Origin of the sequence: Buttiauxella sp. S19-1, from assembly GCF_022134725.1 — a bacterium.
GTDB classification, from domain to species: domain Bacteria; phylum Pseudomonadota; class Gammaproteobacteria; order Enterobacterales; family Enterobacteriaceae; genus Buttiauxella; species Buttiauxella ferragutiae.
Genome location: NZ_JAHWLU010000009.1, coordinates 1 through 22,890 on the forward strand (window position 1 = coordinate 1; position 22,890 = coordinate 22,890).

Genomic DNA, 22,890 nt, shown 5'->3' on the forward strand with positions numbered 1-22,890 from the left:
TTGAAGACTACGACGTTGATAGGCTGGGTGTGTAAGCGTAGCGATACGTTGAGCTAACCAGTACTAATGATCCGTGAGGCTTAACCTTACAACACCGAAGGTGTTTTGGTTGAGAGACTAAGCATTTTGATTTTCAGCTTGAACCGAGATTTTAAGTTAATGGTTGCAGATAACACTGTGACGGTTAATGAAACAGAATATGCCTGGCGGCACTAGCGCGGTGGTCCCACCTGACCCCATGCCGAACTCAGAAGTGAAACGCCGTAGCGCCGATGGTAGTGTGGGGTATCCCCATGCGAGAGTAGGGAACTGCCAGGCTCCAATTAAGCAAAAAGCCCTGTACTGACGTACAGGGCTTTTTGCTGTCTGCGATTTATGAAATTCCTCAACAGAAATCCAAAAGATTAGCTTGTTCACAGTTTTTGGCACTGCAACATCAATACCAGATAATTCTATATAACATCTGCATTACCACCTGCTTTACTGGATCTGTGGAATTTGTTCCGATTCAGGAAGACAGGAGATTAATAAAGTGACCGAAGCAACAACAACGCATCAGGATAAAACTATTATTACTAGCTCAGATTCGCGCCGGCGTATTCGGGCGATTGTAGGCGCGTCATCAGGGAATCTGGTTGAATGGTTTGATTTCTACGTTTATTCATTTTGCTCTTTGTATTTTGCCCATATCTTTTTCCCCTCAGGTAATAACACAACACAGCTTCTACAAACAGCAGGCGTATTTGCAGCAGGGTTCTTGATGCGACCAATTGGCGGCTGGCTGTTTGGTTACATTGCCGATAAGCATGGGCGTAAAAACTCAATGCTGATTTCAGTATGCATGATGTGTTTTGGCTCGTTGGTAATTGCCTGTTTACCAGGATATTCCACCATTGGGACTTGGGCTCCTGCACTTCTATTGCTGGCACGTTTATTCCAGGGGTTATCCGTAGGCGGTGAGTACGGCACGAGTGCGACTTACATGAGTGAAGTTGCCATTGAAGGGCGAAAAGGTTTTTATGCGTCTTTTCAATATGTAACGCTTATTGGCGGGCAACTTTTAGCATTGTTGGTGGTTGTTGTACTTCAACAAATACTCAGCGAAGGCGAATTACGTGAATGGGGGTGGAGAATTCCTTTTGCACTTGGTGCCGTGCTGGCAGTGGTTGCTCTCTATTTACGTCGCTCACTTGATGAGACCTCAGATAAATCTACACGGGAACATAAAGATGCAGGTAGCCTGGTGGGGCTGTGGAAGAACCGCCGTGCCTTTATTATGGTTCTTGGATTTACAGCCGGTGGTTCGCTAAGCTTCTACACTTTCACCACCTATATGCAGAAATATTTAGTAAATACCGCTGGAATGCACGCCAATACAGCCAGTGCATTAATGACGTTTGCATTGTTGATATTTATGTTGGTACAACCCTTCTTTGGTGCGCTGTCTGACAAGATTGGGCGGCGTAATTCCATGCTCTGCTTTGGTGGCCTTGCTACAGTAATGACTGTACCTATTCTTACCGCTTTGCAAAACGTAAATTCACCGTATGCAGCATTTGGTCTCGTTATATTAGCTTTGCTGATAGCCAGCTTTTACACTTCTATAAGCGGTATTTTGAAAGCAGAAATGTTTCCACCTGAAGTTCGAGCATTAGGTGTTGGCCTGTCCTATGCGGTAGCGAATGCGTTGTTTGGTGGTTCGGCTGAATATGTCGCACTTTCACTGAAATCGGTAGGAATGGAAACCGCATTTTTCTGGTATGTCTCCGTGATGGGAGCAGTGGCATTCCTGGTATCACTGCTGTTGCACCGTAAAGGGAAAGGGATCAAACTTTAATATTTGGCGAGTTGCCAGATAGCGTAGCCGGTGGCGGCACCGGCTATATCCCATGTGAAATCTTTCCAGCTCCATCCGCTTCCAGCGGGCCGGCTATCCCAGAATTCTTTTGTTGCGCCTAGGCTGACCGAAAATAAGAAACCGAAATTTGCGCTACGGGAATCGCTCCAGCCCTGATGTTGACCATACTCATTACCTGCTGCGGATAATATAGCCGATGCAATAAAGTGCTGTGCTTTGTCCTGGCCATGCCACTGGTCTTGCGCCATATGGCTGCAACCGCTGAGAAGTACTATCGAAGGGAGTAAAAGACGCTGCATTCATGATCCTCTGGCTATAAAAAAACCCTGCAAGCAGGGCTTTAAATATAGCGATGAATTACAGAATGCGACTGATCAAGCGGTCGATACGGATTCTACGCAGGCGGCGGATAAGCTTACGGACTTTCTCCGGATATTCCGAGATGCTTTGTAGGTCACGATAGTGTTGAACTACCGTCGTGTGAGTACGGATTAATTCTAATTCATGGTCACGCTGTACAGCCAGTTCCTGTTTAGGGTCATGAATTAGAATCGCATTCTCCAGATCCAGTCGCCATGCTCTCGGGTTAAGGTTATTACCCGTCAATAGCATCCACTCATCATCTATCCACATGCCTTTGAGATGGAAAGTATTGTCGTCATCTTTCCACAGACGTACCACCAACTGGCCACTGTTTACGTAGTATTGTAAGCGACTCAGGAAACGGCGAAGATTAATTTCATAAAGATAGGGTAACGCACCAATTATCTTAAACGGCTGATCTTCTGGAATATAAAAATCATTCGCTGTCTTATCACCGACAATAATCTCGACTTGTTTTCCTTCGCGTAACAGCTCAATGATGCTACGTACCAGTACCGCGGGTAGGTTGAAATAAGGCGTGCAGATAACCAACTTGCGTTCGGTACACGGCATTAAATGATAGATAGTTTTATTGAGCAGACTGGCTTTACCCAGCCCAACCAGCGGCGTAACGGCAAGTTGCTCGTTATCGGCATTGCCCTGAAAATGGAAACTGGCATCGCGTAATTCCTGACGGAACAAGCGGATATCATTTTTGATTTCTGGGCTTTTGGGTCTGTGTTGTTTGTCTAATCGATGTACTGCACGACCACCCACCAGATTTTCGTGCATCCAGTTATACATGACGTCGGAAAGCTGAGGGTTACAGATAACCTGATAGCGGTCATAACGATATTTGTCATGCTGATGCAGATAAACATCATTAATACTCGCGCCGCTATAAATCACGCAATCATCAACAATAAAACCTTTGAAGTGTAGAACACCTAACGCTTCGCGGGTATTTACAGGCACGCCATAAACTGGAATTTCTACGCCGGGATATTCCTCGGTCATACGATGATACCAGTCAGCATTGGTGTTGGTTGCAGCTGCGCCAATGCGGCCTCGTTGAGCACGATGCCAATCCACCAGAACGGTCACTTCAATTTCCGGGCGTTGTTGCTTGGCCTGGTAGAGAGCATTTAGCACGGCTTTACCGGCATCATCTTGCTCAAGATATAAAGCAACAATACAGATGCGGCGGGTGGCGCTCGCGATTTTTTGCAGCAGAACTTCACGGAAATCTGCTGGGGAGAAAAGAGTCTTTACATCATCAACTGACTGAGAAAGCTTCGGCAATTGGGCAAGGTGTTGTTGATGTTTATTACGTTTAAATTTAGACAACATCACAGTGCGTATCTTCTCTATTCATTGGATGGCCTTCTGCAAAATCCAGACGTCAGAACTTGCTGATAATACCACTACTGACCCGCAAAGTGAGTAAGTTTTCCAGTACCTTACTCACGAATCCATGCTTTTTATCAATGGAAGAGTCAGACTGACGATGCCATCTTCCAGTTGTATATCGACATCAAATCCGAGTTTTCGCGCCAAAGAGACCATACCTCGGTTGTTCGGCATGGTAATGCCATTCAATCTTTGCAGCCCATGTTCGCCGGTGTAACTAATCAGTTTTTCCAGCAGACGCCGCCCTAACCCGAGTCCTTTCAAATCGGAACGTACAAGCACAGCAAACTCGGCATCAATGTTGTCGGGATCTGAGATCGCACGAGTCACACCGATTATCTCCGGTGATCCGTTTAGCTCACGAATAGCCACAAAAGCCATTTCTCGATCGTAGTCGATCTGGGTCATATTGGCTAAATCTTCATGGGTAAATTCGTTGATCTCGCTGAAATAGCGATAGTAAAGATCCTCTTTGGTTACCAGGGAAATAAACTGTTGCAACAAAGGTTCATCTTCCGGGAGGATCGGGCGGAACAGACATTGTTCGCCATTCTTGAGAGTGATGCTTTCTTCCAGTTGGTACGGATATGGGCGTATTGCAAGGCGGCTTTCCGGATCCCCCTCAAACTTATCGAGTTGCAATGTGACATCCAGAAGCGTGAACTCATTGCCTGAAGCCAATAGTGGGTGAATATCCAGGCGACGAATCTCCGGGCAATCAACGATTAAGTTTGAAACCTGAACCAGGATCTGGCTAATACCTGGCACATCCAGGGGGCGTAATGCACTGCGTCCACGGATTTTGCCGCTTTTGATCGCCTGAATAACAAGGTAGCGGGCAAGATTCATATTGAGTGGTGGAAGAGCCACAACAGCCTGTTGGTCCGGACGCCATTCAACACCACCTTCGCCCAACATAATCAGCGGGCCAAACACCGGATCGTGCTCAACCACGATTCGGAGCTCCTGAGCGCCAGCACGGTTAGCCATACTTTGTACCAATAGCCCATGGATGCGAGCTTGCGGCCACGCCATTTTCACTCGGTCAATAATTGCATCAGCGGCTTGCTGAACCTCAGCGGCGGTTCTTAGATACAGCATTACCCCCTGAACTTCAGATTTATGCGGAATATCTGGGGAGCGTAGCTTCAGCGCGACCGGATAACCTATTTGTTCAGCAATATGCACTGCTTCTGCACTGTCACCGGCAATCCAGGTGGGTAGCGTATTCAACCCATAAGCCTGCAAAATCGGACGTACTTCGTGTGTATCGAGCGACGTTGCACCTTCGCTCAATGCTTGCTGGATAAGAAGATGGGCATCGCTGGCATTGGCTTTCAAATTGGCGGGTAACGCTGGGGTTTCACGCAGTTGTTTCTGATTTCTGCGATATTCAACCATGTGCATAAAGGCGGTGACTGCACCTTCAGGGGTACGGTAAGTGGGAATGCTTGCGTCGCTGAATAATCGCCTGGATTCCTGCGAGGAATACTCGCCACACCAGTTGGTGATCAAAGTTATATATTTGCTACGCGGATGACGGTGTATTAACTCAATTAAGGCCGTGGCACTTTCGGTTCCCGGGGCTGCTGCACTCGGGGCATGAATAATCATTAATGCGTCAAAGTCCTGGCTATCAAGCAGGGTTTCCACTGCCCGGAGATAGCGCTCAGGTGTCGCATCGTCGCGTAAATCAAGCGGGTTTCCAGTTTCAACACTGATTGGCAACACACTTTTTAGCTTACCGAGGATTTCGTCACTCAGGGTCGCAAGTTTACCGTTGCGTAACCATAATTCGTCCAGCGCCAGTGCCGCGGGCGCCGCACCATTACTGATAATCATTAAGCGTTCACCGCGCAGTGGGCGCATGTGGCTTAACGTTTCTACAGCTGAAAAGAGTTCATGAGTGTCTTGAACGCGCAATAAACCGGCTCGTTGAATGGCTGCGTCCCACGCTGCATCAAGCCCAATATGTGTTTTGAGCAACTCCTGGGCTTTGCCACTTCTTCCGCTTTTAATCACCAGAATGGGTTTGTTACGTGAAGCACTTCGTGCCGCCGAGACAAAACGTCGCGCATCGCTCAGGTGTTCGAGATAAAGCAAAATCGCACTGGTTTTGGTATCGCGAGCCAGATAATCCAGCAGCTCATCAACATCAATATCCAGACTGTCACCCAGCGCAATAAACCACGAGAATCCCATTTCTCGTTGTTGAGCCCAGTCAAGAATGGTGTTGGACACCGCTGCAGATTGCGAGATGAATGCCAACTTGCCCTTCTGAATCGGAACGGGTGAGAAACTCGCATTAAGGCCTTGCCATGGCGCAAGCAGCCCAAGGCTATTTGGACCGAGCAAACGCATTTGCCATTGATTAGCACAAGCTAATAATTCGGGAAGTTGTTCTGGTGGAGCGGAGAGAATAATGCAGGCTTTACACCCTTTTTCTCCCAGTGATTGCAGTAATTCCGGGTTACGTTTCGAATGAGTGCAAATTACCGCAAGGTCAGGGGGGAAGGGGAGGCTTGCGATATCTGGCCAGGCAAGAACACCACACACCGCTTTATGGGTTGGTGTCACTGGCATTACCGGGCCATTAAAGCCTCCGGCCAACAGATTGCGCATCATTAAATAACCGGCCCGATCTGTTTTTGCAGAAGCTCCGACAACAGCGATTGATTTGGGGCGCAGTAGCGCCTCCAGCCCACGTTGACTCATTGTTCTCTCCCCTGAGAATTAACCCAGTGAGTTTAAACGCTTTCTGGCTCCGCTGCTGTGACACTGGATTGATGATGAGGTTTACCTGCCAGATATCGTTCACGGAACAACGTAAAATGCTCTGTCAGCCCGACGGCTGCGTGCTCATCGTCTGCAAGTGCGAGCAACGCTGCAGCAACTTCGGCGGTGCAGTATTGTCCATCGGCATGGGCTTCACGCAGTCGGTAGGCAGAAACAATACTCAAATCCACAGAAATGACCGGCAGATTATCCAGATATGGGCTCTTGCGGAACATCTTACGGGCTTCAGTCCATGTGCCATCGAGCATGATAAAAAGTGGTGGTTTGCCACTTTTTGGAGGCGTAGTCAGGACTTCTCGCTCAATGCTTGCATAAGATGCAGGGAACACAACCATTGGTTGGTAATCTGGGGAGCTGACTAAATCGAGCAGTGCCTGTGGTGGTTCTGTTCGTGACCACTGGAATGCTTCAGTGTCTGGCAAAATATCTGCAATAAGTCGCCCGGTATTACTCGGCTTCATTGGCTCTGTGTCAAACATAACCAGGCAGAAACGGCTTCGTGCATTCTGTGGCTGTAGTGTTTCGCACAGGCATTGTTTTAGCGGCAGCAGGCAGCGCTGGCAACGGCGGATGCGGTTACCACGAGCAAGAAATGGGCGAGTTGCACGCGCCAGGCGTTCGGCACGAAGACGTAAGACGGCGTTTTCAGTCATCAGATAAACAAGCTTAAAAACGCCATTCTAACGTAGATGAAGTTCACGGGTACAAAGAAACGTACCTGTGAACTTAGAGATTTTCGTTCAGCCAGCTATCAAATGGTGCTTTCGGCATTGCTCCGTTTAGCATGTCGACCATCTCACCTTTTTTGAAAACCATAATGGTCGGAATGCTGCGGATACGAAAACGTGCGCTAAGTGCAGGCTCCGCTTCGGTATTAACTTTAACGAAACGTACTTTGCCACTGCGTTCTTCGGCTACGTCTTCGAAGATTGGCGCGAAGTTGACGCAAGGGCCGCACCATGGCGCCCAGAAATCTACAACTACCGGTAAGTCGTCTTGCAGCAATTTATCCAGGGTTTCGCTGGTGGCATTAATAACCTCACCATCGAACAGTTCATGACCACAACGGCCGCATTTAGCACCGTCATCAATACGCTCATCGGGGATGCGATTAATTGCCTGGCAGGCGGCACAAACGGTATTCATAACTAACCTCTAAAGGATGTGTTGTCCAAAAATGACGAAAATCACAGATGATGTTTCTCATATGTTAAATATTATTGGCGATTAGTCGAGTGCCAGCCAAGTGATTTATTCGATGGCTACAATAGTTGCCGGCTTTTGACCAAAGTTAATGGCTAACCAGTGCCACATCGGGTAATCTGCGCGCCACGCGCTCAGCCAGGTGGAGAAAAGCATGAACGACGAATTTAAAGGTAAAAGCGGCAAGGTCAAAGTGATGTATGTCCGCGGTGACGATGACAGCGAAAAACGCAGCCAAAACCCGCGCACAGGTAAAGGCGGTGGGCGTCCAGCAGCACCGTCACGGGGTGAGGGCCGTCGTGGTCCACGTCGCGATGATAAACCTGGCGCAGGGCGCGAGCGGAATCGTAGTGACGATCGTGAAGATCGTGGTGATAATCCATGGCGCACGGTTTCACGACCGCCAAGAGAAGAAGTGTCTGATGCAGGCGAGCAAATGGGTGCCAATGGCAGACCTATTGTTGACCCTGAAATCATTCGCCGCCAACGTGCGGAAGAAACACGTGTTTACGGTGAGAACGCATGTCAGGCTCTGTTCCTTAGCCGCCCTGATTGCATCGTACGCGCCTGGTTTATCCAGAGCGTGACACCGCGTTTCAAAGAAGCATTACGTTGGATGGCTGCAAACCGTAAAGCCTACCATGTGGTAGATGATGCGGAGTTGGTAAAAGCATCCGGTACAGAACACCACGGTGGCGTTTGCTTCATCATTAAAAAGCGTCGCGGCATTACTGTTGACAGCTGGTTATCTAAAGCTGGCGAAGAAGATTGTGTACTGGCGTTGGAAAACGTTGCTAACCCGCACAACCTCGGCGGCATTATGCGCAGCTGTGCACACTTTGGTGTGAAAGGCTTATTGGTGGAAGATGCAGCAATGCTGGAGTCTGGCGCTGCAGTTCGTACTGCCGAAGGCGGTGCAGAGCATGTTGAAGCTATCAGCGGCGAGACTTTCGAAGAAGGTCTGGAGCAGTTCCGTAAAGCCGGTTACGCGATAGTCACAACATCAAGCCACAAAGGGACTCCGCTTTTCAAAGCTGAGCTGCCGAAGAAAATGGTTTTGGTGTTAGGTCAGGAACGCGAAGGTGTGTCTGACGCAACCTTTGAAAATGCTGACATGAGCGTTGCTATCACAGGTACTGGTAACGTTGAAAGTCTGAACGTATCAGTGGCAACCGGTGTGTTGCTGTCTGAGTGGTGGCGTCAAAACAAAGCGTAATGCATTGTTAATGACTGATTTGAAAAGCCAGCGAAAGCTGGCTTTTTTGTCTGTTTAATCTGGTAATACCGGCGTCCAGTTTATTGCTGGCTGGTTATGTTCCATCAGATATTGATTGGTTTTCGAGAAGTGGCCGCACCCCAGAAAACCACGGTGTGCCGACAAAGGTGACGGATGAGGGGCTTGTAATACATAGTGGCGGTTCCGGTCAATAAAGCTGCCTTTCTTCTGTGCATGTGACCCCCACAGTAAAAAGACGACGCCTTCGCAGTGTTCGTTAATCAGCGCAATCACCTTATCTGTGAATGTTTCCCAGCCTAATTTCGCATGCGAATGCGCATTACCCGCCTCGACGGTTAATACCGTGTTGAGTAAAAGCACGCCCTGACGCGCCCAGCTTTCGAGATAACCATGGTTTGGTTGCACAAAATCAGCAATGTCGCTCTGCAACTCTTTGTACATATTCTTTAAAGAGGGTGGCACAGCAACCCCCGGCAGAACAGAAAAAGCCAGGCCATGCGCTTGCCCAGGACCATGGTAAGGATCTTGCCCAAGAATCACGACTTTCACATCAGCCAACTCAGTAAATCGGAAGGCATTGAAGACATCTTTCTGAGGTGGATAAACCGTCACCCCTGCAGCACGTCGTTCAGCAACGGTTGCCAGAGTATTCGTGAAGTAGGGTTGTTGTTTTTCTTGCGCTAGCACATCGTGCCAGGTGAGGGGGGTAGTCATCTCGCTCTCCTGCGATTCGTAATGCGACTAGCTTAACGGCTTCTTTCTTCTAAGGAAATGAATCAGCAACGGAAGCGCCATAAACTTAAAAAAAGTTGAAAATTTACATAATTTTTAATTTTCACGAGACTCGCTAAGTTGATGTAAAACAAATAAATGATATCATAGGCACATTGATGGCATGGATTTAATTGATTTAAATCAAGGTTTGAAGCTGGTTTGGCTAGTATAAAGATCAGTAACGCAACAATGGTTTTACCAATGAGCCAGTTTATGGCCCGAAATAGAATCACAAAATTAGCCCAAAGGGAGAAATAAAATGATTACTGGTATCCAAATTACTAAAGCTGCAAATGATTCACTCTTGAACTCTATCTGGCTGTTAGATAGCGAAAAAGGTGAAGCGCGTTGTGTATGTGCTAAAGCTGATTTTGCAGAAGACGAAGTTGTCGCAGTGAGCAAATTGGGTGAGTTCGAATATCGCGAAATCGGCGTGGAAGCAAAACCTGAAGTTCGTGTAGAAGGTGGCCAGCATCTGAATGTGAACGTTCTGCGTCGTGAAACTCTGGAAGATGCTGTTAAGCACCCAGAAAAATACCCACAGTTGACCATTCGTGTGTCTGGCTATGCGGTACGTTTCAACTCACTGACTCCAGAACAACAGCGTGACGTTATTGCTCGTACTTTCACTGCAAGCCTGTAATTCTTAAAATATTTAAAAAGCCGGTGGCAGTTGCACCGGCTTTTTTTATGGTTCTGGTTCAAGAATGTAACGGAACGGTTAAAACTCTAACTCAAATCATAAAAAAACCGCCTCCTGGGAGACGGTTTCTATAGCTGCTGACGAATTATTCAGCGGATTCGGTTTTCGCACTGCTTGGTTTACGGCGCTTACCGACATTCTTTTTATCGCGTAGACGGACCTTCACACGCGGCTTTTCTTTATCGTCTTTTTTCTTTTCTTCACGCTTAGCGAGCACTTTCTTCGACGGCTTACCAGTGAGCTTCTCACTTGGTGCACGGGTCGTTGGGCGCAGCTCTTCAATTATGCGCGATTTCATGGGTTCTTTCATGTAACGCGTCACTTTGCCAAGTAGCAAATGGTCATGCGCTTCAACCAGAGAAATAGCGATTCCTTTGAGGCCAGCACGGCCTGTACGCCCAATACGGTGCAGGTAAGTATCGGCTGTACGCGGCATATCAAAGTTGAAGACATGGCTGACTTCTGGAATATCAATACCACGTGCGGCAACATCTGTAGCGATCAATACGTTCACGCGGCCATCAGTCAAACGCTTGATAGCTTCGGTACGCTTCATCTGCACCATTTCGCCTTCGAGGTAGCAGGTGTTGATACCCGCTTCACGCAGCCAGGCAACCAGCTCATGCACACGGTCACGTTTGCGAACAAAAACGATCGAACGGGTGGTATCCGGCTGTTTCAGCAAATGCACCAGCAGTGCAGTTTTGTGCTCAACGTTGTCGGCGCGGTAGTACCACTGGTGGATTTTCTTGCGCTCGCGTGTTGATGATGTCGCGGAAACTTCAACTGGATCTTCTAACAAACGTTCTGCGAAATTCTTAATCGCATCGCCTTCCAGCGTTGCAGAGAACAGCATGGTTTGTTTGCGCCAGCGAGTTTCAGCAGCAATGGTTTCAATATCCTGCGCAAAGCCCAGATCCAACATGCGATCGGCTTCATCAAGAATCAGTGTCTCTACTGCACGGCAATCAAAGTTTTCTTCTTTAATGTATTGCAGCAGGCGACCCGTTGTTGCAACAACGATATCCTGGTTTTCGCTGAACACTTCAGCGTGGTTCATATATGCCACGCCACCCGTGATGGTTGCGATATCAAGATGGGTATGTTTTGCCAGTTCACGAGCATGATCGGCTACTTGCATTGCCAGTTCACGTGTTGGCGTGACAATCAAAATACGTGGTGGTCCAGACTTCTTACGCGGGAAATCGACCAAATGCTGTAACACAGGCAGCAAATAAGCGGCTGTTTTACCGGTACCGGTTGGTGCGGAACCAAGGACATCACGCCCTTCAAGTGCAGGTGGAATGGCGGCAGCCTGAATAGCTGTCGGGCGGGTAAAGCCCTTGTCCTGGAGCGCGAGCAACAAGCTCTCGTCAAGTTCCAGTTCGGAAAAAGTGGTTACAGTCATGGTCTTCCTCTATGTAGGGCGCCGATTATAGACGTTATGGCTGCGATCTTCATCTGTTTGTGTGGATAACTGATGCTTTTCCTGGCAGCGACTTTCCCCTATGCTACACCCGTTTCTCTACAGGGTAGCTAAGATGTGCAGTCAAAAAGCAGTATTGCGTCGCGATGGATTCACCTTCAAACAGTTCTTTGTAGCGCACGATCGATGCGCAATGAAAGTCGGTACCGATGGCACATTGCTGGGCGCATGGGTACCCGTAGCAAATGTGAAAAACGTGTTGGATATTGGCACTGGAAGCGGCTTGCTGGCATTAATGCTAGCGCAGCGCACGCCTGACAATGTCACGATCGATGCAGTAGAACTTGATCCTGTTGCCGCTGAGCAAGCTGCGGAAAACGCCGCAGGGTGCAAGTGGTCTTCGCGTATCTCAGTTCATTGCGCTGATATTCGTGAATGGGCGCAACAAGCCACGCAACGTTACTCGTTAATCGTCAGCAACCCGCCATTTTTTTCCCAGGGCAGTGATTGTGCTTCGCCGGAGCGCGCTCAGGCTCGCTATACCACAACGCTTGATCATAACGCGTTGTTGAGTAGTGCCGCACAGTTGATCACTGAAGATGGTTTTTTCTGTGTGATCATGCCTGAAACGTCGGGAACGGCTTTTTGTGAACTGGCAAAAACACAGGGATGGTTTGTACGTTACCGTACGGATATCGCAGATAATGAAACTCGCTTGCCGCATCGTGTGATGTTGGCACTGTCACCAACTGATGGTGAGTATTTTACCGAGCGTTTGACGATTCGTGGGCCAGACCAACACTATTCCGAAGGTTACTGTGGCCTGACCCAGGACTTCTATTTGTTTATGTAAAGCGGTGAAAGAATGCTTGGCCCAGAATTTTCAGCCAAATCCGGGTAGTCCAGCGTGTAGTGCAAACCCCGGCTTTCTTTACGCATCATGGCACAGCGCACAATTAACTCGGCAACCTGCACAAGGTTGCGCAGTTCCAGTAAATTGTTCGACACGCGGAAGTTGGCATAGTACTCGTCAATTTCCTGCTGCAACATGGTAATTCTGCGCAATGCTCGCTCCAGTCGGCGCGTGGAACGCACAATACCGACGTAATCCCACATAAATAAACGCAGTTCATGCCAGTTATGCTGGATAACGACCTGCTCATCAGGATTATCGACCCGGCTGTCATCCCAGTCAGGTAATGATCTGGAAATACGCGCGTATGGCATACGCTTCATAATATCTTCTGCAGCAGACCAGCCATAAACCAGGCATTCTAACAACGAGTTCGACGCCATACGGTTTGCACCATGCAGACCGGTATAAGTCACTTCGCCAATAGCGTATAGCCCATCAACGTCAGTACGGCCATTTTCATCAACCATCACACCGCCACAGGTGTAATGGGCAGCGGGCACCACAGGTACTGGTTCTTTAGTCAGATCGATACCCAACCCCATCAACTTTTCGTAAATCGTTGGGAAATGGTGGCGCACAAACTCTTCGGGCTTGTGGCTAATATCCAGATACATGCAATCGGCACCCAGACGTTTCATTTCATGGTCGATGGCACGAGCGACGATATCACGCGGAGCCAGTTCGCCACGCTCATCAAAATCTGGCATAAAGCGACTGCCATCTGGGCGCTTGAGGTAAGCACCTTCACCGCGCAATGCTTCGGTTAGCAGGAAATTACGAGCCTGAGGATGGAAGAGGGCTGTTGGATGGAACTGATTAAATTCCAGATTGGCAACGCGGCAACCTGCACGCCACGCCATGGCAATGCCATCACCTGAAGAAATATCTGGATTAGTCGTGTACTGATAAACCTTCGACGCGCCGCCAGTGGCTAAAACCACGGCTTTCGCACGGCAAGTTTCCACTTTCTCGCGATTACGGTTCCAGATCCAGGCCCCCACGACACGTCGCGTGCCAGGCAGACCGATCTTGTCTGAAACAATAAGATCGACGGCGTTACTACGCTCGATAACACGAATATTTGGATGGCTCAGTGCTTTGCCGACTAGTGTGGTTTCAACTTCTTTGCCAGTGGCGTCTGCAGCATGGAGAATACGGCGATGGCTATGCCCACCTTCGCGAGTTAAATGATAGCTTTCCGCGCCATTAGCCTGGATCTCAGTGTCAAACAACACACCTTGATCGATTAACCATTGCACGCAATGGCGTGCGTTACTGGCGACAAACTCCACCGCATCTCGATCGCAAATTCCGGCGCCTGCAATCAGCGTATCTTCGACATGTGAATCGATGCTATCCGTTTCATCAAACACCGCGGCAATGCCACCCTGAGCATAAAACGTTGAGCCTTCATTAATTGGCCCTTTACTCAGAACAATAACTTTGCAGTTTTCGGCAAGCCGTAAGGCTAGAGAGAGGCCAGCAGCTCCGCTACCAACGATTAATACATCACAAGCGAGTTCGGAATTTGCGTTCATCGTGTTTAATTTACTAAACAAAGGTCAGGCCAGCATATCACCCGATGTGGGCTGTAACACGCTTTTTTTAAACTGGTGTTATATGAACTAAACAAAAGTAAGGCAAAGCTCAGTTTCATCCGAATAATAGTGTCTTTAAGCACTTTTTCGTGCCAGTTCACTGTTAGTGGCAGATTTTCTAATGAAAAATCATCATTCATGCGATACTCTGCATGAATCTAGCGATCGCCTTTTCGGACAAAAAAGGTGCCACCATTTGTGCCATGAAACTTATAATCAAGAAGAGATAATTCGTGGGACAGATCAGGAAAACAACGGCGTAATGGAACTTTGCTCAAATCGAGTGCTCCAACCGTGAACTTGCTCATTTATGCAGAGTTCGGGTGGCTTTTCAATTACGCGTGGAAATAGGTTTGGGGAGACATTACCTCGGATGAGTGAGCAGTTAACGGATCAGGTCCTCGTCGAACGGGTCCAGAAGGGAGACAAGACGTCATTTAATTTACTGGTGGTTCGCTATCAGCATAAAGTGGCGAGTCTGGTTTCCCGATATGTACCTTCAGGAGATGTTCCTGACGTGGTGCAGGAGTCTTTTATCAAAGCTTATCGCGCACTGGATTCATTCCGTGGCGATAGTGCGTTTTATACATGGTTGTACCGCATCGCGGTCAACACGGCAAAAAATTATCTGGTTGCTCAGGGTCGTCGTCCTCCATCAAGCGATGTGGACGCAATTGATGCGGAAAACTACGAAAGTGGCAGTGCATTGAAAGAAATTTCGAACCCTGAGAACTTAATGTTGTCTGAAGAACTGAGACAAATAGTTTTCCGTACTATTGAGTCACTCCCGGAAGATTTACGCATGGCAATTACGTTGCGGGAGTTGGATGGTTTGAGCTATGAAGAAATAGCCGCCATCATGGATTGCCCGGTAGGGACAGTACGTTCTCGTATTTTCCGTGCGCGGGAAGCTATTGATAATAAAGTTCAACCGCTTATCAGGCGTTGACGATAGCGGGTTACTGGAAGGGTAATTAGGCATGCAGAAAGAACAGCTTTCCGCTTTAATGGATGGGGAAACTCTGGATAGCGAACTGCTAAGTGTCTTGTCACAAGACAAATCATTGCAGCAAAGCTGGGAGAGCTACCACCTAATCCGCGATACTATGCGCGGCGATACCAGTGAATTGCTTCATTTTGATATTGCAGCCAATGTTATGGCGGCAATCGAAAATGAACCAGTGCGTCATGTCACGCCACTTATTACTGAACAGCAGCCTGAACCTCAGCAATGGCAGAAAATGTCGTTCTGGAAAAAGGTACGTCCGTGGGCCAGCCAGCTTACCCAAGTGGGTGTTGCAGCATGCGTATCGCTTGCGGTAATCGTTGGTGTGCAGCAATATAATGGCCAATCTGACAATCCTGCGCAGCCTGAAGCTCCTGTGTTCAACACTTTACCGATGATGGGTAAAGCGAGCCCGGTAAGCTTGGGTGTTCCGTCTGACAGCACTGCAAGTACTGGTCAGCAGCAGGTACAGGAACAACGTCGACGTATCAATGCTATGCTGCAAGATTACGAATTGCAGCGTCGTTTACACGCCGAGCAACTCCAGTTTGAACAGGCACAAACCCAGCAAGCTGCGGTACAAGTGCCAGGAAACCAAACGTTAGGAACTCAATCGCAGTAATGAAGCAACTTTGGTATGCACTGTCTCTTATGACAAGCAGCCTGTTGTTCAGCTCAAATGCCTCGGCGGACACAGTTTCGTCCGGGGCGTTGTTGCAGCAAATGAACCAGGCGAGTCAGTCACTCAATTATGAGTTGGCATTTATCAGTATTAATAAGCAAGGGATAGAGTCCTTACGCTATCGCCATGCAAGACTTGATAATCGTCCACTTGCGCAATTGCTTCAGATGGATGGCCCACGCCGAGAAGTTGTCCAGCGTGGCAGTGAAATCAGCTATTTTGAACCAGGGCTTGAGCCGTTTACGCTCACTGGTGATTACATTGTTGACTCGCTTCCATCAATCGTCTACACCGATTTCAAACGCTTAACACCTTATTACGACTTCATTTCTGTCGGACGCACTCGTATTGCCGACAGGCTTTGCGAAGTAATCCGAGTCGTGGCACGAGATGGCACGCGTTACAGCTATATGGTGTGGTTGGACTCGGAAACCAAATTACCTATGCGTGTTGATTTGCTGGACCGTGATGGTGAAACGCTGGAGCAATTCCGCGTTATTTCCTTCAACGTCAGCAAAGAAGCCAACGGCATGATGCAAAGCCTGGCGAAGGCGAATTTACCGCCATTGCTGTCAGTGCCGGGTGCTGAAAAAATCAATTTTGCCTGGGCACCGACCTGGTTGCCGCAAGGTTTTAGTGAGGTCTCCAGCAGCCGTCGTCCATTGCCGACTGTTGATGTTCCTATCGAATCTCGCCTGTATTCTGATGGTCTGTTCAGCTTCTCGGTCAACATTAGCCGTGCAGCCAGCAATAGCACCGATCAGCTACTGCGCACCGGGCGCCGCACGGTGAGTTCTGAAGTTCGGGATAAAACTGAAATTACGATCGTCGGTGAGCTTCCGCCACAAACAGCGAAACGTATTGCTGACAGTATCAAATTCAGGACAGCGCAATGATCAAGGAGTGGGCTACCGTTATCTCCTGGCAAAAAGGTGAAGCACTGTTAAGCTGTGACGTAAAAGCGTCATGCAGTAGCTGTGCTTCGCGCGCAGGCTGCGGCAGCCGCATTCTCAACAAACTCGGCCCACAAACCAGCCACACCTTGTCTGTTGCTTGCGATACGCCGCTGGTGGCGGGGCAAAAAGTCGAATTGGGTATTGCTGAAGGCAGCCTGATAGGTTCTGCGTTGCTGGTTTATATGTCCCCATTGCTGGGCTTATTTCTGGTTTCGGGAGTGTTTCAGGCGCTGTTTGGTACCAACCTTGCGGCGATTTGCGGTGCTGTTCTGGGCGGCGTGGGCGGTTTTCTGATCGCGCGCGGGTTCTCATTAAAGCTCAGCCGCCGTGAAACCTGGCAACCTGTTATTCTCAGTGTCGCACTACCACCAAATGTTCTTAGAGTCGAAACGACGACTCCTGCGGATAGCCAGTAGAGTCTCCGATATCCGCAATCTGTTAGACACACTTTCTATAGGTCTTTCATCTCTCAGCTACGCTTGCATGATGACCTGTTTCCTCGCTTTCTCGTTGTAGTGTAGAATGCGGCGTTTCAGGCAAAAGACAGCCATTGACATCACGCTCTGTACAGCGCATTGCGCCGAGCTTTCCCGGATTTGTAAGGCATAAAAACCTCTAACTATGAAGAATATACGTAACTTTTCTATTATTGCCCACATCGACCACGGCAAATCGACGCTGTCTGACCGTATTATCCAAATTTGCGGCGGCTTGTCTGACCGTGAAATGGAAGCTCAGGTTCTTGACTCCATGGATCTGGAGCGTGAACGTGGTATTACCATCAAAGCGCAAAGCGTAACGTTGGATTACAAAGCATCAGATGGCGAAACCTATCATCTGAATTTCATCGACACCCCAGGCCACGTTGACTTCTCTTATGAAGTTTCCCGTTCTCTGGCAGCCTGCGAAGGTGCGCTGCTGGTGGTCGATGCTGGTCAGGGCGTAGAAGCTCAGACCCTGGCAAACTGCTATACCGCCATGGAAATGGATCTGGAAGTGGTTCCAGTTCTGAACAAAATTGACTTGCCAGCTGCCGATCCTGAACGCGCTGCGCAGGAAATTGAAGATATTGTTGGCATTGATGCCGCTGATGCAGTGCGCTGCTCGGCTAAAACCGGCTTTGGCGTAACAGATGTACTTGAACGTCTGGTGCGTGATATCCCGGGCCCAGAAGGTGATCCAGATGCGCCATTACAGGCACTGATCATCGATTCCTGGTTCGATAACTACCTCGGCGTTGTTTCTCTGGTTCGTATCAAAAACGGTACCATGAGAAAAGGCGACAAAATCAAAGTTATGAGCACCGGCCAGGTCTATAACGCTGACCGTTTGGGTATCTTCACGCCAAAACGTGTTGATCGCGATGTACTGGGTTGTGGTGAAGTTGGCTGGTTGGTTTGTGCGATCAAAGACATTCTCGGCGCACCGGTTGGCGATACCCTGACCCTTTCGCGTAACCCAGCAGATAAAGCGCTGCCAGGTTTCAAAAAAGTGAAACCACAGGTTTATGCGGGTCTGTTCCCGGTAAGCTCTGACGATTACGAAAACTTCCGTGATGCGTTGGGTAAATTGAGCCTGAACGATGCCTCCTTGTTCTTTGAGCCAGAAAGCTCAACGGCACTGGGCTTCGGCTTCCGTTGTGGCTTCCTTGGTCTGTTGCACATGGAAATCATTCAGGAACGTCTGGAACGTGAATACGACCTTGACCTGATTACCACAGCGCCAACCGTAGTTTACGAAGTTGAAACCACCAGCGGCGAAACAATTTATGTTGATAGCCCATCTAAGCTGCCAGCACTGAATAACATTGCTGAACTGCGTGAGCCAATCGCTGAATGTCATATGCTGATGCCACAGGAATATCTGGGCAGCGTCATCACTCTGTGTATCGAAAAACGTGGCGTACAGACCAACATGGTCTACCACGGTAACCAGGTTGCGTTGACTTACGAAATCCCGATGGCAGAAGTAGTACTCGACTTCTTCGACCGTCTGAAATCAACATCCCGTGGCTATGCTTCTCTGGACTATAACTTCAAACGTTTCCAGACCTCTGACATGGTACGTGTTGATGTACTGATTAACGGTGACCGTGTTGATGCTCTGGCATTGATCACTCACCGTGGCAACTCGCAGTTCCGTGGCCGTCAGTTGGTTGAGAAAATGCAGGAGCTGATCCCTCGTCAACAGTTCGATATTGCGATTCAGGCGGCAATCGGCGCACATATTATTGCGCGTTCTACCGTGAAACAGTTGCGTAAAAACGTTCTGGCGAAATGCTACGGCGGTGACGTAAGCCGTAAGAAAAAGCTGTTGCAGAAACAGAAAGACGGTAAGAAGCGTATGAAGCAAGTCGGTAACGTCGAATTGCCTCAGGAAGCGTTCCTCGCCATTCTGCATGTCGGCAAAGACAGCAAATAAATTAAGGAGTTGGCATGGCGAATATGTTTGCGCTAATCCTCGTGATAGCGACGCTGGTAACGGGCCTTTTATGGTGTATCGATAAATTTATCTTCGCGCCAAAGCGTCAGGAAAAACAGGCGGCAGCGCAAGCTGCCACTGGTGATGCACTTGATAGCAAAACGCTAAAAAAAGTGGCACCTAAGCCAGGTTGGTTAGAAACGGGGGCATCCGTATTCCCGGTGCTCGCTATTGTCTTGATCGTGCGTTCGTTTATCTATGAACCGTTCCAGATCCCATCAGGATCAATGATGCCAACGTTATTAATTGGCGACTTTATTCTGGTGGAGAAATTTGCTTACGGCATTAAAGATCCTATTTACCAGAAAACGCTCATTGAAACGGGTCATCCAAAACGCGGTGATATTGTGGTCTTTAAATACCCGCAAGATCCTCGTCTGGATTACATCAAGCGTGCTGTTGGTTTACCAGGCGATCGCGTCAGTTACGATCCCGTTGCAAAAGAAGTCACGGTCCAGCCAAATTGCAGTTCTGGCCAGGCATGTGATAACGCTCTGCCAATTACTTACAGCAACGTAGAGCCGAGCGATTTCGTTCAGACCTTTGCGCGCCGTAACGGCAGTGAAGCGAATTCTGGTTTTTTCCAGTTGCCGCTGAACCAGACCAAAGAAGACGGTATCCGTCTGTCTGAGCGCAAAGAAACGTTGGGTGATGTAACTCACAACATATTGACGGTGCCAATCGCTCAGGATCAACTGGGGATGTACTACCAGCAACCAGGCCAACAACTGGCGACCTGGATTGTTCCACCAGGCCATTACTTCATGATGGGTGATAACCGCGATAACAGCGCTGATAGCCGTTATTGGGGCTTTGTTCCTGAGGCAAATCTGGTCGGTAAAGCGACGGCAATCTGGATGAGTTTTGAGAAACAAGAAGGTGAATGGCCAACGGGTGTTCGTTTAAGCCGTATTGGCGGAATTCATTGATCAATTAAATCTATTCAGATAACGACTTTCTATGTCGTTATCTATAGAATATCCCCCCGTATTAAGGTTGGCTCCTCTTAGAGGAGCCACGGCAAACGAAACAGCGTTGGTTCTCTTTTTCAGGTCTGTTCCGTGTGCTGAATAATTGACGCATTCATTAATTGGTATCGCATGAACCCCATCGTAATAAATAGGCTGCAGCGTAAGCTGGGCTACACTTTTGTACATCAGGATCTGTTGCAACAGGCATTAACGCATCGCAGTGCCAGCAGCAAGCACAATGAGCGTCTGGAATTCCTGGGTGACTCAATTCTTAGCTACGTTATCGCAAACGCGCTTTACCATCGTTTCCCTCGTGTTGACGAGGGCGATATGAGCCGTATGCGTGCGACGCTGGTGCGCGGAAATACGCTGGCAGAAATTGCCCGCGAATTTGAATTAGGCGAATGTCTGCGCCTTGGGCCGGGTGAATTGAAAAGCGGTGGTTTCCGCCGCGAATCTATTCTGGCCGATACCGTCGAAGCCTTAATTGGTGGTGTTTTCCTCGACAGCGATATCCAGAACGTTGAGCGCTTAATTCTTTCCTGGTATCAATCTCGTCTGGATGAAATTAGCCCAGGCGATAAGCAAAAAGACCCTAAGACGCGTCTGCAAGAGTATTTGCAGGGTCGCCACTTGCCACTGCCATCTTATTTGGTGGTGCAGGTTCGTGGTGAAGCGCACGATCAGGAATTTACCATTCACTGTCAGGTGAGTGGCCTGCCTGAGCCGGTCGTTGGTACCGGTTCAAGCCGCCGTAAAGCGGAACAGGCTGCAGCTGAGCAGGCGCTTATCAAGCTGGAGCTGGAATAATGAGCGAAGAACAAACCTTTTGCGGATTCGTGGCCATCGTTGGTCGCCCGAATGTCGGCAAATCCACGCTGCTAAACCAGTTGCTTGGGCAAAAAATCTCTATTACTTCCCGTAAAGCGCAGACCACTCGTCACCGCATTATGGGCATCCATACTGAAGGTCCGTATCAGGCGATTTACGTCGATACCCCAGGGTTGCATATGGAAGAAAAACGTGCCATCAACCGCCTGATGAACAAAGCTGCCAGCAGCTCCATCGGTGACGTTGAGCTGGTTATCTTTGTGGTTGAAGGCACTAAGTGGACCGCAGATGACGAGATGGTGCTTAACAAACTGCGTGACGCGCGAGCGCCGGTAATTCTTGCGGTGAACAAAGTCGATAACGTCCAGGATAAAGGCGTTTTGCTGCCGCACCTGCAATTCCTCGGTAGCCAGATGAACTTCCTCGATATCGTGCCTATTTCTGCTGAAAACGGCATGAACGTGGATACTATCGCCAGCATCGTGCGTAAACGTCTGCCAGAAGCGATTCATCACTTCCCGGAAGATTACATCACTGACCGTTCTCAGCGTTTCATGGCTTCTGAAATCATCCGTGAAAAGCTGATGCGTTTCCTTGGCGCGGAATTACCGTATTCCGTGACCGTTGAAATTGAACAGTTTGTGACTAACGCTCGCGGTGGTTACGACATCAATGGTTTGATTCTGGTTGAACGTGAAGGCCAGAAGAAAATGGTGATTGGCAACAAAGGCGCCAAAATCAAAACCATCGGTATCGAAGCGCGTAAAGACATGGAAGACATGTTTGAAGCGAAAATTCACCTGGAATTGTGGGTGAAGGTTAAATCCGGCTGGGCAGATGACGAGCGCGCGTTGCGCAGCCTCGGCTACACAGACGACTAACCAATGGAAGGCTGGCAACGGGCTTTTGTCCTGCATAGTCGCCCCTGGAGCGAAACCAGCCTTCTGCTAGACCTCTTTTCTGAAGAGTCCGGGCGCGTTCGTTTAATTGCGAAAGGCGCTCGTTCTCGCCGCTCTAACCTTAAAGGGACTCTACAACCCTTTACCCCTTTGCTGGTTCGCTGGGGCGGTCGTGGTGAAGTCAAAACACTGCGTAGCGCCGAAGCTGTCTCACTGGCACTTCCACTTAGTGGTATTACGCTCTACAGCGGCCTGTACGTGAATGAACTGGTTTCACGCGTTCTGGAAGATGAAACCCGTTTCTCTGAATTATTTTTCGACTACCTTCATTGCATTCAGGCATTAGCGGGAACCAGCGGCTCGCCGGAACCGGCATTGCGCCGATTTGAATTGGCTCTGCTGGGGCACCTGGGATATGGCGTGGATTTCCTGCACTGCGCAGGAAGCGGGGAAGAAGTCAGCGACACCATGACTTATCGCTATCGTGAAGAGAAAGGGTTTATCGCGAGCCTGGTGGTGGATAACCGTAGTTTCACTGGGCATGAACTCAAAGCTCTCGCCAATCGCGAATTCCCTGATATTGCATCCTTACGCGCCGCGAAACGTTTTACCAGAATGGCGCTGAAACCTTACCTCGGTGGCAAACCGCTTAAAAGCCGCGAATTATTCCGCCAGTTTGTGCCTAAAATTCCACCACTCAAATCACCACAAGACCCGCAATAACGTCTGGTCGTAGCCATGCTTTCCTTACCCGGTGTAAACTGCCTGAACTCAAACCGT

General features: G+C 48.9%; 22 protein-coding genes and 2 rRNA genes. 16 read left to right on the plus strand and 8 right to left on the minus strand.

Annotated elements, in window-relative coordinates; all coding sequences use genetic code 11:
* From MES37_RS03770 to MES37_RS03780, 3 genes are all read left to right on the plus strand, one after another.
* Positions 1-88, plus strand: a 23S ribosomal RNA gene (locus MES37_RS03770); the annotation flags it as partial.
* A 114-nt stretch (positions 89-202) separates the two neighbouring features.
* Positions 203-318: ribosomal RNA gene (rrf, locus tag MES37_RS03775) — 5S ribosomal RNA — on the plus strand.
* A 214-nt stretch (positions 319-532) separates the two neighbouring features.
* Positions 533-1,837, plus strand: a complete 1,305-nt coding sequence (locus tag MES37_RS03780) for an MFS transporter (protein ID WP_064544332.1) — start codon at positions 533-535, stop codon at positions 1,835-1,837.
* Here the strand turns inward: MES37_RS03780 and MES37_RS03785 are convergent.
* The 5 genes from MES37_RS03785 to trxC form a co-directional block, all read right to left on the minus strand.
* Positions 1,834-2,157, minus strand: a complete 324-nt coding sequence (locus MES37_RS03785; protein WP_064544334.1) for a YfiM family lipoprotein — start codon at positions 2,155-2,157, stop codon at positions 1,834-1,836. The genes MES37_RS03780 and MES37_RS03785 overlap by 4 nt on opposite strands.
* Positions 2,158-2,215: 58 nt before the next feature.
* Entirely contained in the window at positions 2,216-3,571 is a 1,356-nt protein-coding gene (gene pssA / locus MES37_RS03790; RefSeq protein ID WP_121815081.1) for a CDP-diacylglycerol--serine O-phosphatidyltransferase, read from the minus strand.
* Positions 3,572-3,685: 114 nt separating this feature from the next.
* Positions 3,686-6,346: a bifunctional acetate--CoA ligase family protein/GNAT family N-acetyltransferase gene (locus MES37_RS03795; RefSeq protein WP_121815082.1), complete on the minus strand. Its 2,661-nt coding sequence runs from the start codon at positions 6,344-6,346 to the stop codon at positions 3,686-3,688.
* Between the two features lie 32 nt (positions 6,347-6,378).
* Positions 6,379-7,080, minus strand: coding sequence for a tRNA-uridine aminocarboxypropyltransferase (locus tag MES37_RS03800; protein ID WP_064544339.1), 702 nt, complete (start codon positions 7,078-7,080; stop codon positions 6,379-6,381).
* A 73-nt stretch (positions 7,081-7,153) separates the two neighbouring features.
* Positions 7,154-7,573 (minus strand): thioredoxin TrxC, encoded by a 420-nt coding sequence (gene trxC, locus MES37_RS03805; protein ID WP_064544341.1) that lies wholly within the window; start codon positions 7,571-7,573, stop codon positions 7,154-7,156.
* Positions 7,574-7,784: 211 nt separating this feature from the next.
* On the opposite strand from trxC, the gene MES37_RS03810 reads away from it, so the two are divergent.
* The gene (locus MES37_RS03810; protein ID WP_064544343.1) at positions 7,785-8,846 is read left to right on the plus strand and encodes a tRNA/rRNA methyltransferase; all 1,062 of its coding nucleotides are present in this window, start codon (positions 7,785-7,787) and stop codon (positions 8,844-8,846) included.
* Between the two features lie 54 nt (positions 8,847-8,900).
* Here the strand turns inward: MES37_RS03810 and ung are convergent, their stop codons facing one another.
* On the minus strand, positions 8,901-9,581 hold the full coding sequence (ung, locus tag MES37_RS03815) for a uracil-DNA glycosylase (RefSeq protein ID WP_232886348.1): 681 nt from the start codon (positions 9,579-9,581) through the stop codon (positions 8,901-8,903).
* A 319-nt stretch (positions 9,582-9,900) separates the two neighbouring features.
* Here ung and grcA point away from each other — a divergent pair, with 319 nt between their 5' ends.
* A complete protein-coding gene (gene grcA / locus MES37_RS03820; RefSeq protein ID WP_064544347.1) occupies positions 9,901-10,284 on the plus strand; it encodes an autonomous glycyl radical cofactor GrcA in 384 nt (127 codons plus the stop codon).
* 145 nt (positions 10,285-10,429) lie between these two features.
* On the opposite strand, the gene srmB is transcribed toward grcA, so the two are convergent.
* Positions 10,430-11,752 carry an ATP-dependent RNA helicase SrmB gene (gene srmB / locus MES37_RS03825; protein WP_121815084.1) on the minus strand — a complete coding sequence of 441 codons (1,323 nt, stop codon included), beginning with the start codon at positions 11,750-11,752 and terminating at the stop codon, positions 10,430-10,432.
* Between the two features lie 133 nt (positions 11,753-11,885).
* On the opposite strand from srmB, the gene trmN reads away from it, so the two are divergent.
* On the plus strand, positions 11,886-12,623 hold the full coding sequence (trmN, locus tag MES37_RS03830; protein ID WP_064544351.1) for a tRNA(1)(Val) (adenine(37)-N(6))-methyltransferase TrmN: 738 nt from the start codon (positions 11,886-11,888) through the stop codon (positions 12,621-12,623).
* On the opposite strand, the gene nadB is transcribed toward trmN, so the two are convergent.
* Positions 12,608-14,224: an L-aspartate oxidase gene (gene nadB, locus MES37_RS03835; RefSeq protein WP_064544353.1), complete on the minus strand. Its 1,617-nt coding sequence runs from the start codon at positions 14,222-14,224 to the stop codon at positions 12,608-12,610. The genes trmN and nadB overlap by 16 nt on opposite strands.
* Positions 14,225-14,578: 354 nt before the next feature.
* Between nadB and MES37_RS24910 the strand changes: the two genes are divergently transcribed.
* The 10 genes from MES37_RS24910 to recO all read left to right on the plus strand — a co-directional run bounded on the left by MES37_RS24910 (position 14,579) and on the right by recO (position 22,833).
* Positions 14,579-14,635, plus strand: coding sequence for a hypothetical protein (locus MES37_RS24910; protein ID WP_370090880.1), 57 nt, complete (start codon positions 14,579-14,581; stop codon positions 14,633-14,635).
* 22 nt (positions 14,636-14,657) lie between these two features.
* Complete coding sequence (rpoE, locus tag MES37_RS03840) at positions 14,658-15,233, plus strand: RNA polymerase sigma factor RpoE (protein ID WP_064544357.1); 576 nt, start codon at positions 14,658-14,660, stop codon at positions 15,231-15,233.
* Positions 15,234-15,264: 31 nt separating this feature from the next.
* Positions 15,265-15,912: an anti-sigma-E factor RseA gene (gene rseA / locus MES37_RS03845; protein WP_064544358.1), complete on the plus strand. Its 648-nt coding sequence runs from the start codon at positions 15,265-15,267 to the stop codon at positions 15,910-15,912.
* Positions 15,912-16,868 (plus strand): sigma-E factor regulatory protein RseB, encoded by a 957-nt coding sequence (rseB, locus tag MES37_RS03850; protein ID WP_064544359.1) that lies wholly within the window; start codon positions 15,912-15,914, stop codon positions 16,866-16,868. Before rseA ends, rseB begins: the two co-directional genes overlap by 1 nt.
* Positions 16,865-17,344, plus strand: coding sequence for a SoxR-reducing system protein RseC (rseC, locus tag MES37_RS03855; RefSeq protein WP_064544361.1), 480 nt, complete (start codon positions 16,865-16,867; stop codon positions 17,342-17,344). The genes rseB and rseC overlap by 4 nt, the downstream gene beginning before the upstream one ends.
* 205 nt (positions 17,345-17,549) lie before the next feature.
* Positions 17,550-19,349 carry a translation elongation factor 4 gene (gene lepA / locus MES37_RS03860; protein WP_064544363.1) on the plus strand — a complete coding sequence of 600 codons (1,800 nt, stop codon included), beginning with the start codon at positions 17,550-17,552 and terminating at the stop codon, positions 19,347-19,349.
* Between the two features lie 14 nt (positions 19,350-19,363).
* Positions 19,364-20,338, plus strand: coding sequence for a signal peptidase I (lepB, locus tag MES37_RS03865; protein WP_064544365.1), 975 nt, complete (start codon positions 19,364-19,366; stop codon positions 20,336-20,338).
* A gap of 171 nt (positions 20,339-20,509) precedes the next feature.
* Complete coding sequence (gene rnc, locus MES37_RS03870; RefSeq protein WP_064513123.1) at positions 20,510-21,190, plus strand: ribonuclease III; 681 nt, start codon at positions 20,510-20,512, stop codon at positions 21,188-21,190.
* Complete coding sequence (gene era, locus MES37_RS03875; protein WP_064544367.1) at positions 21,190-22,092, plus strand: GTPase Era; 903 nt, start codon at positions 21,190-21,192, stop codon at positions 22,090-22,092. The genes rnc and era overlap by 1 nt, the downstream gene beginning before the upstream one ends.
* A 3-nt stretch (positions 22,093-22,095) precedes the next feature.
* A complete protein-coding gene (recO, locus tag MES37_RS03880) occupies positions 22,096-22,833 on the plus strand; it encodes a DNA repair protein RecO (protein WP_064544369.1) in 738 nt (245 codons plus the stop codon).
* Positions 22,834-22,890 lie beyond the last annotated feature (57 nt).

Excerpts from the sequence above, each read along its gene's own strand:
- MES37_RS03785 (WP_064544334.1), bottom strand. The coding sequence starts at position 2,157 with ATGCAGCGTCTTTTACTCCCTTCGATAGTACTTCTCAGCGGTTGCAGC.
- pssA (WP_121815081.1), bottom strand. The coding sequence starts at position 3,571 with ATGTTGTCTAAATTTAAACGTAATAAACATCAACAACACCTTGCCCAA.
- MES37_RS03795 (WP_121815082.1), bottom strand. The coding sequence starts at position 6,346 with ATGAGTCAACGTGGGCTGGAGGCGCTACTGCGCCCCAAATCAATCGCT.
- MES37_RS03800 (WP_064544339.1), bottom strand. The coding sequence starts at position 7,080 with ATGACTGAAAACGCCGTCTTACGTCTTCGTGCCGAACGCCTGGCGCGT.
- trxC (WP_064544341.1), bottom strand. The coding sequence starts at position 7,573 with ATGAATACCGTTTGTGCCGCCTGCCAGGCAATTAATCGCATCCCCGAT.
- MES37_RS03810 (WP_064544343.1), top strand. The coding sequence starts at position 7,785 with ATGAACGACGAATTTAAAGGTAAAAGCGGCAAGGTCAAAGTGATGTAT.
- ung (WP_232886348.1), bottom strand. The coding sequence starts at position 9,581 with ATGACTACCCCCCTCACCTGGCACGATGTGCTAGCGCAAGAAAAACAA.
- grcA (WP_064544347.1), top strand. The coding sequence starts at position 9,901 with ATGATTACTGGTATCCAAATTACTAAAGCTGCAAATGATTCACTCTTG.
- srmB (WP_121815084.1), bottom strand. The coding sequence starts at position 11,752 with ATGACTGTAACCACTTTTTCCGAACTGGAACTTGACGAGAGCTTGTTG.
- trmN (WP_064544351.1), top strand. The coding sequence starts at position 11,886 with ATGTGCAGTCAAAAAGCAGTATTGCGTCGCGATGGATTCACCTTCAAA.
- nadB (WP_064544353.1), bottom strand. The coding sequence starts at position 14,224 with ATGAACGCAAATTCCGAACTCGCTTGTGATGTATTAATCGTTGGTAGC.
- rpoE (WP_064544357.1), top strand. The coding sequence starts at position 14,658 with ATGAGTGAGCAGTTAACGGATCAGGTCCTCGTCGAACGGGTCCAGAAG.
- rseA (WP_064544358.1), top strand. The coding sequence starts at position 15,265 with ATGCAGAAAGAACAGCTTTCCGCTTTAATGGATGGGGAAACTCTGGAT.
- rseB (WP_064544359.1), top strand. The coding sequence starts at position 15,912 with ATGAAGCAACTTTGGTATGCACTGTCTCTTATGACAAGCAGCCTGTTG.
- rseC (WP_064544361.1), top strand. The coding sequence starts at position 16,865 with ATGATCAAGGAGTGGGCTACCGTTATCTCCTGGCAAAAAGGTGAAGCA.
- lepA (WP_064544363.1), top strand. The coding sequence starts at position 17,550 with ATGAAGAATATACGTAACTTTTCTATTATTGCCCACATCGACCACGGC.
- lepB (WP_064544365.1), top strand. The coding sequence starts at position 19,364 with ATGGCGAATATGTTTGCGCTAATCCTCGTGATAGCGACGCTGGTAACG.
- rnc (WP_064513123.1), top strand. The coding sequence starts at position 20,510 with ATGAACCCCATCGTAATAAATAGGCTGCAGCGTAAGCTGGGCTACACT.
- era (WP_064544367.1), top strand. The coding sequence starts at position 21,190 with ATGAGCGAAGAACAAACCTTTTGCGGATTCGTGGCCATCGTTGGTCGC.
- recO (WP_064544369.1), top strand. The coding sequence starts at position 22,096 with ATGGAAGGCTGGCAACGGGCTTTTGTCCTGCATAGTCGCCCCTGGAGC.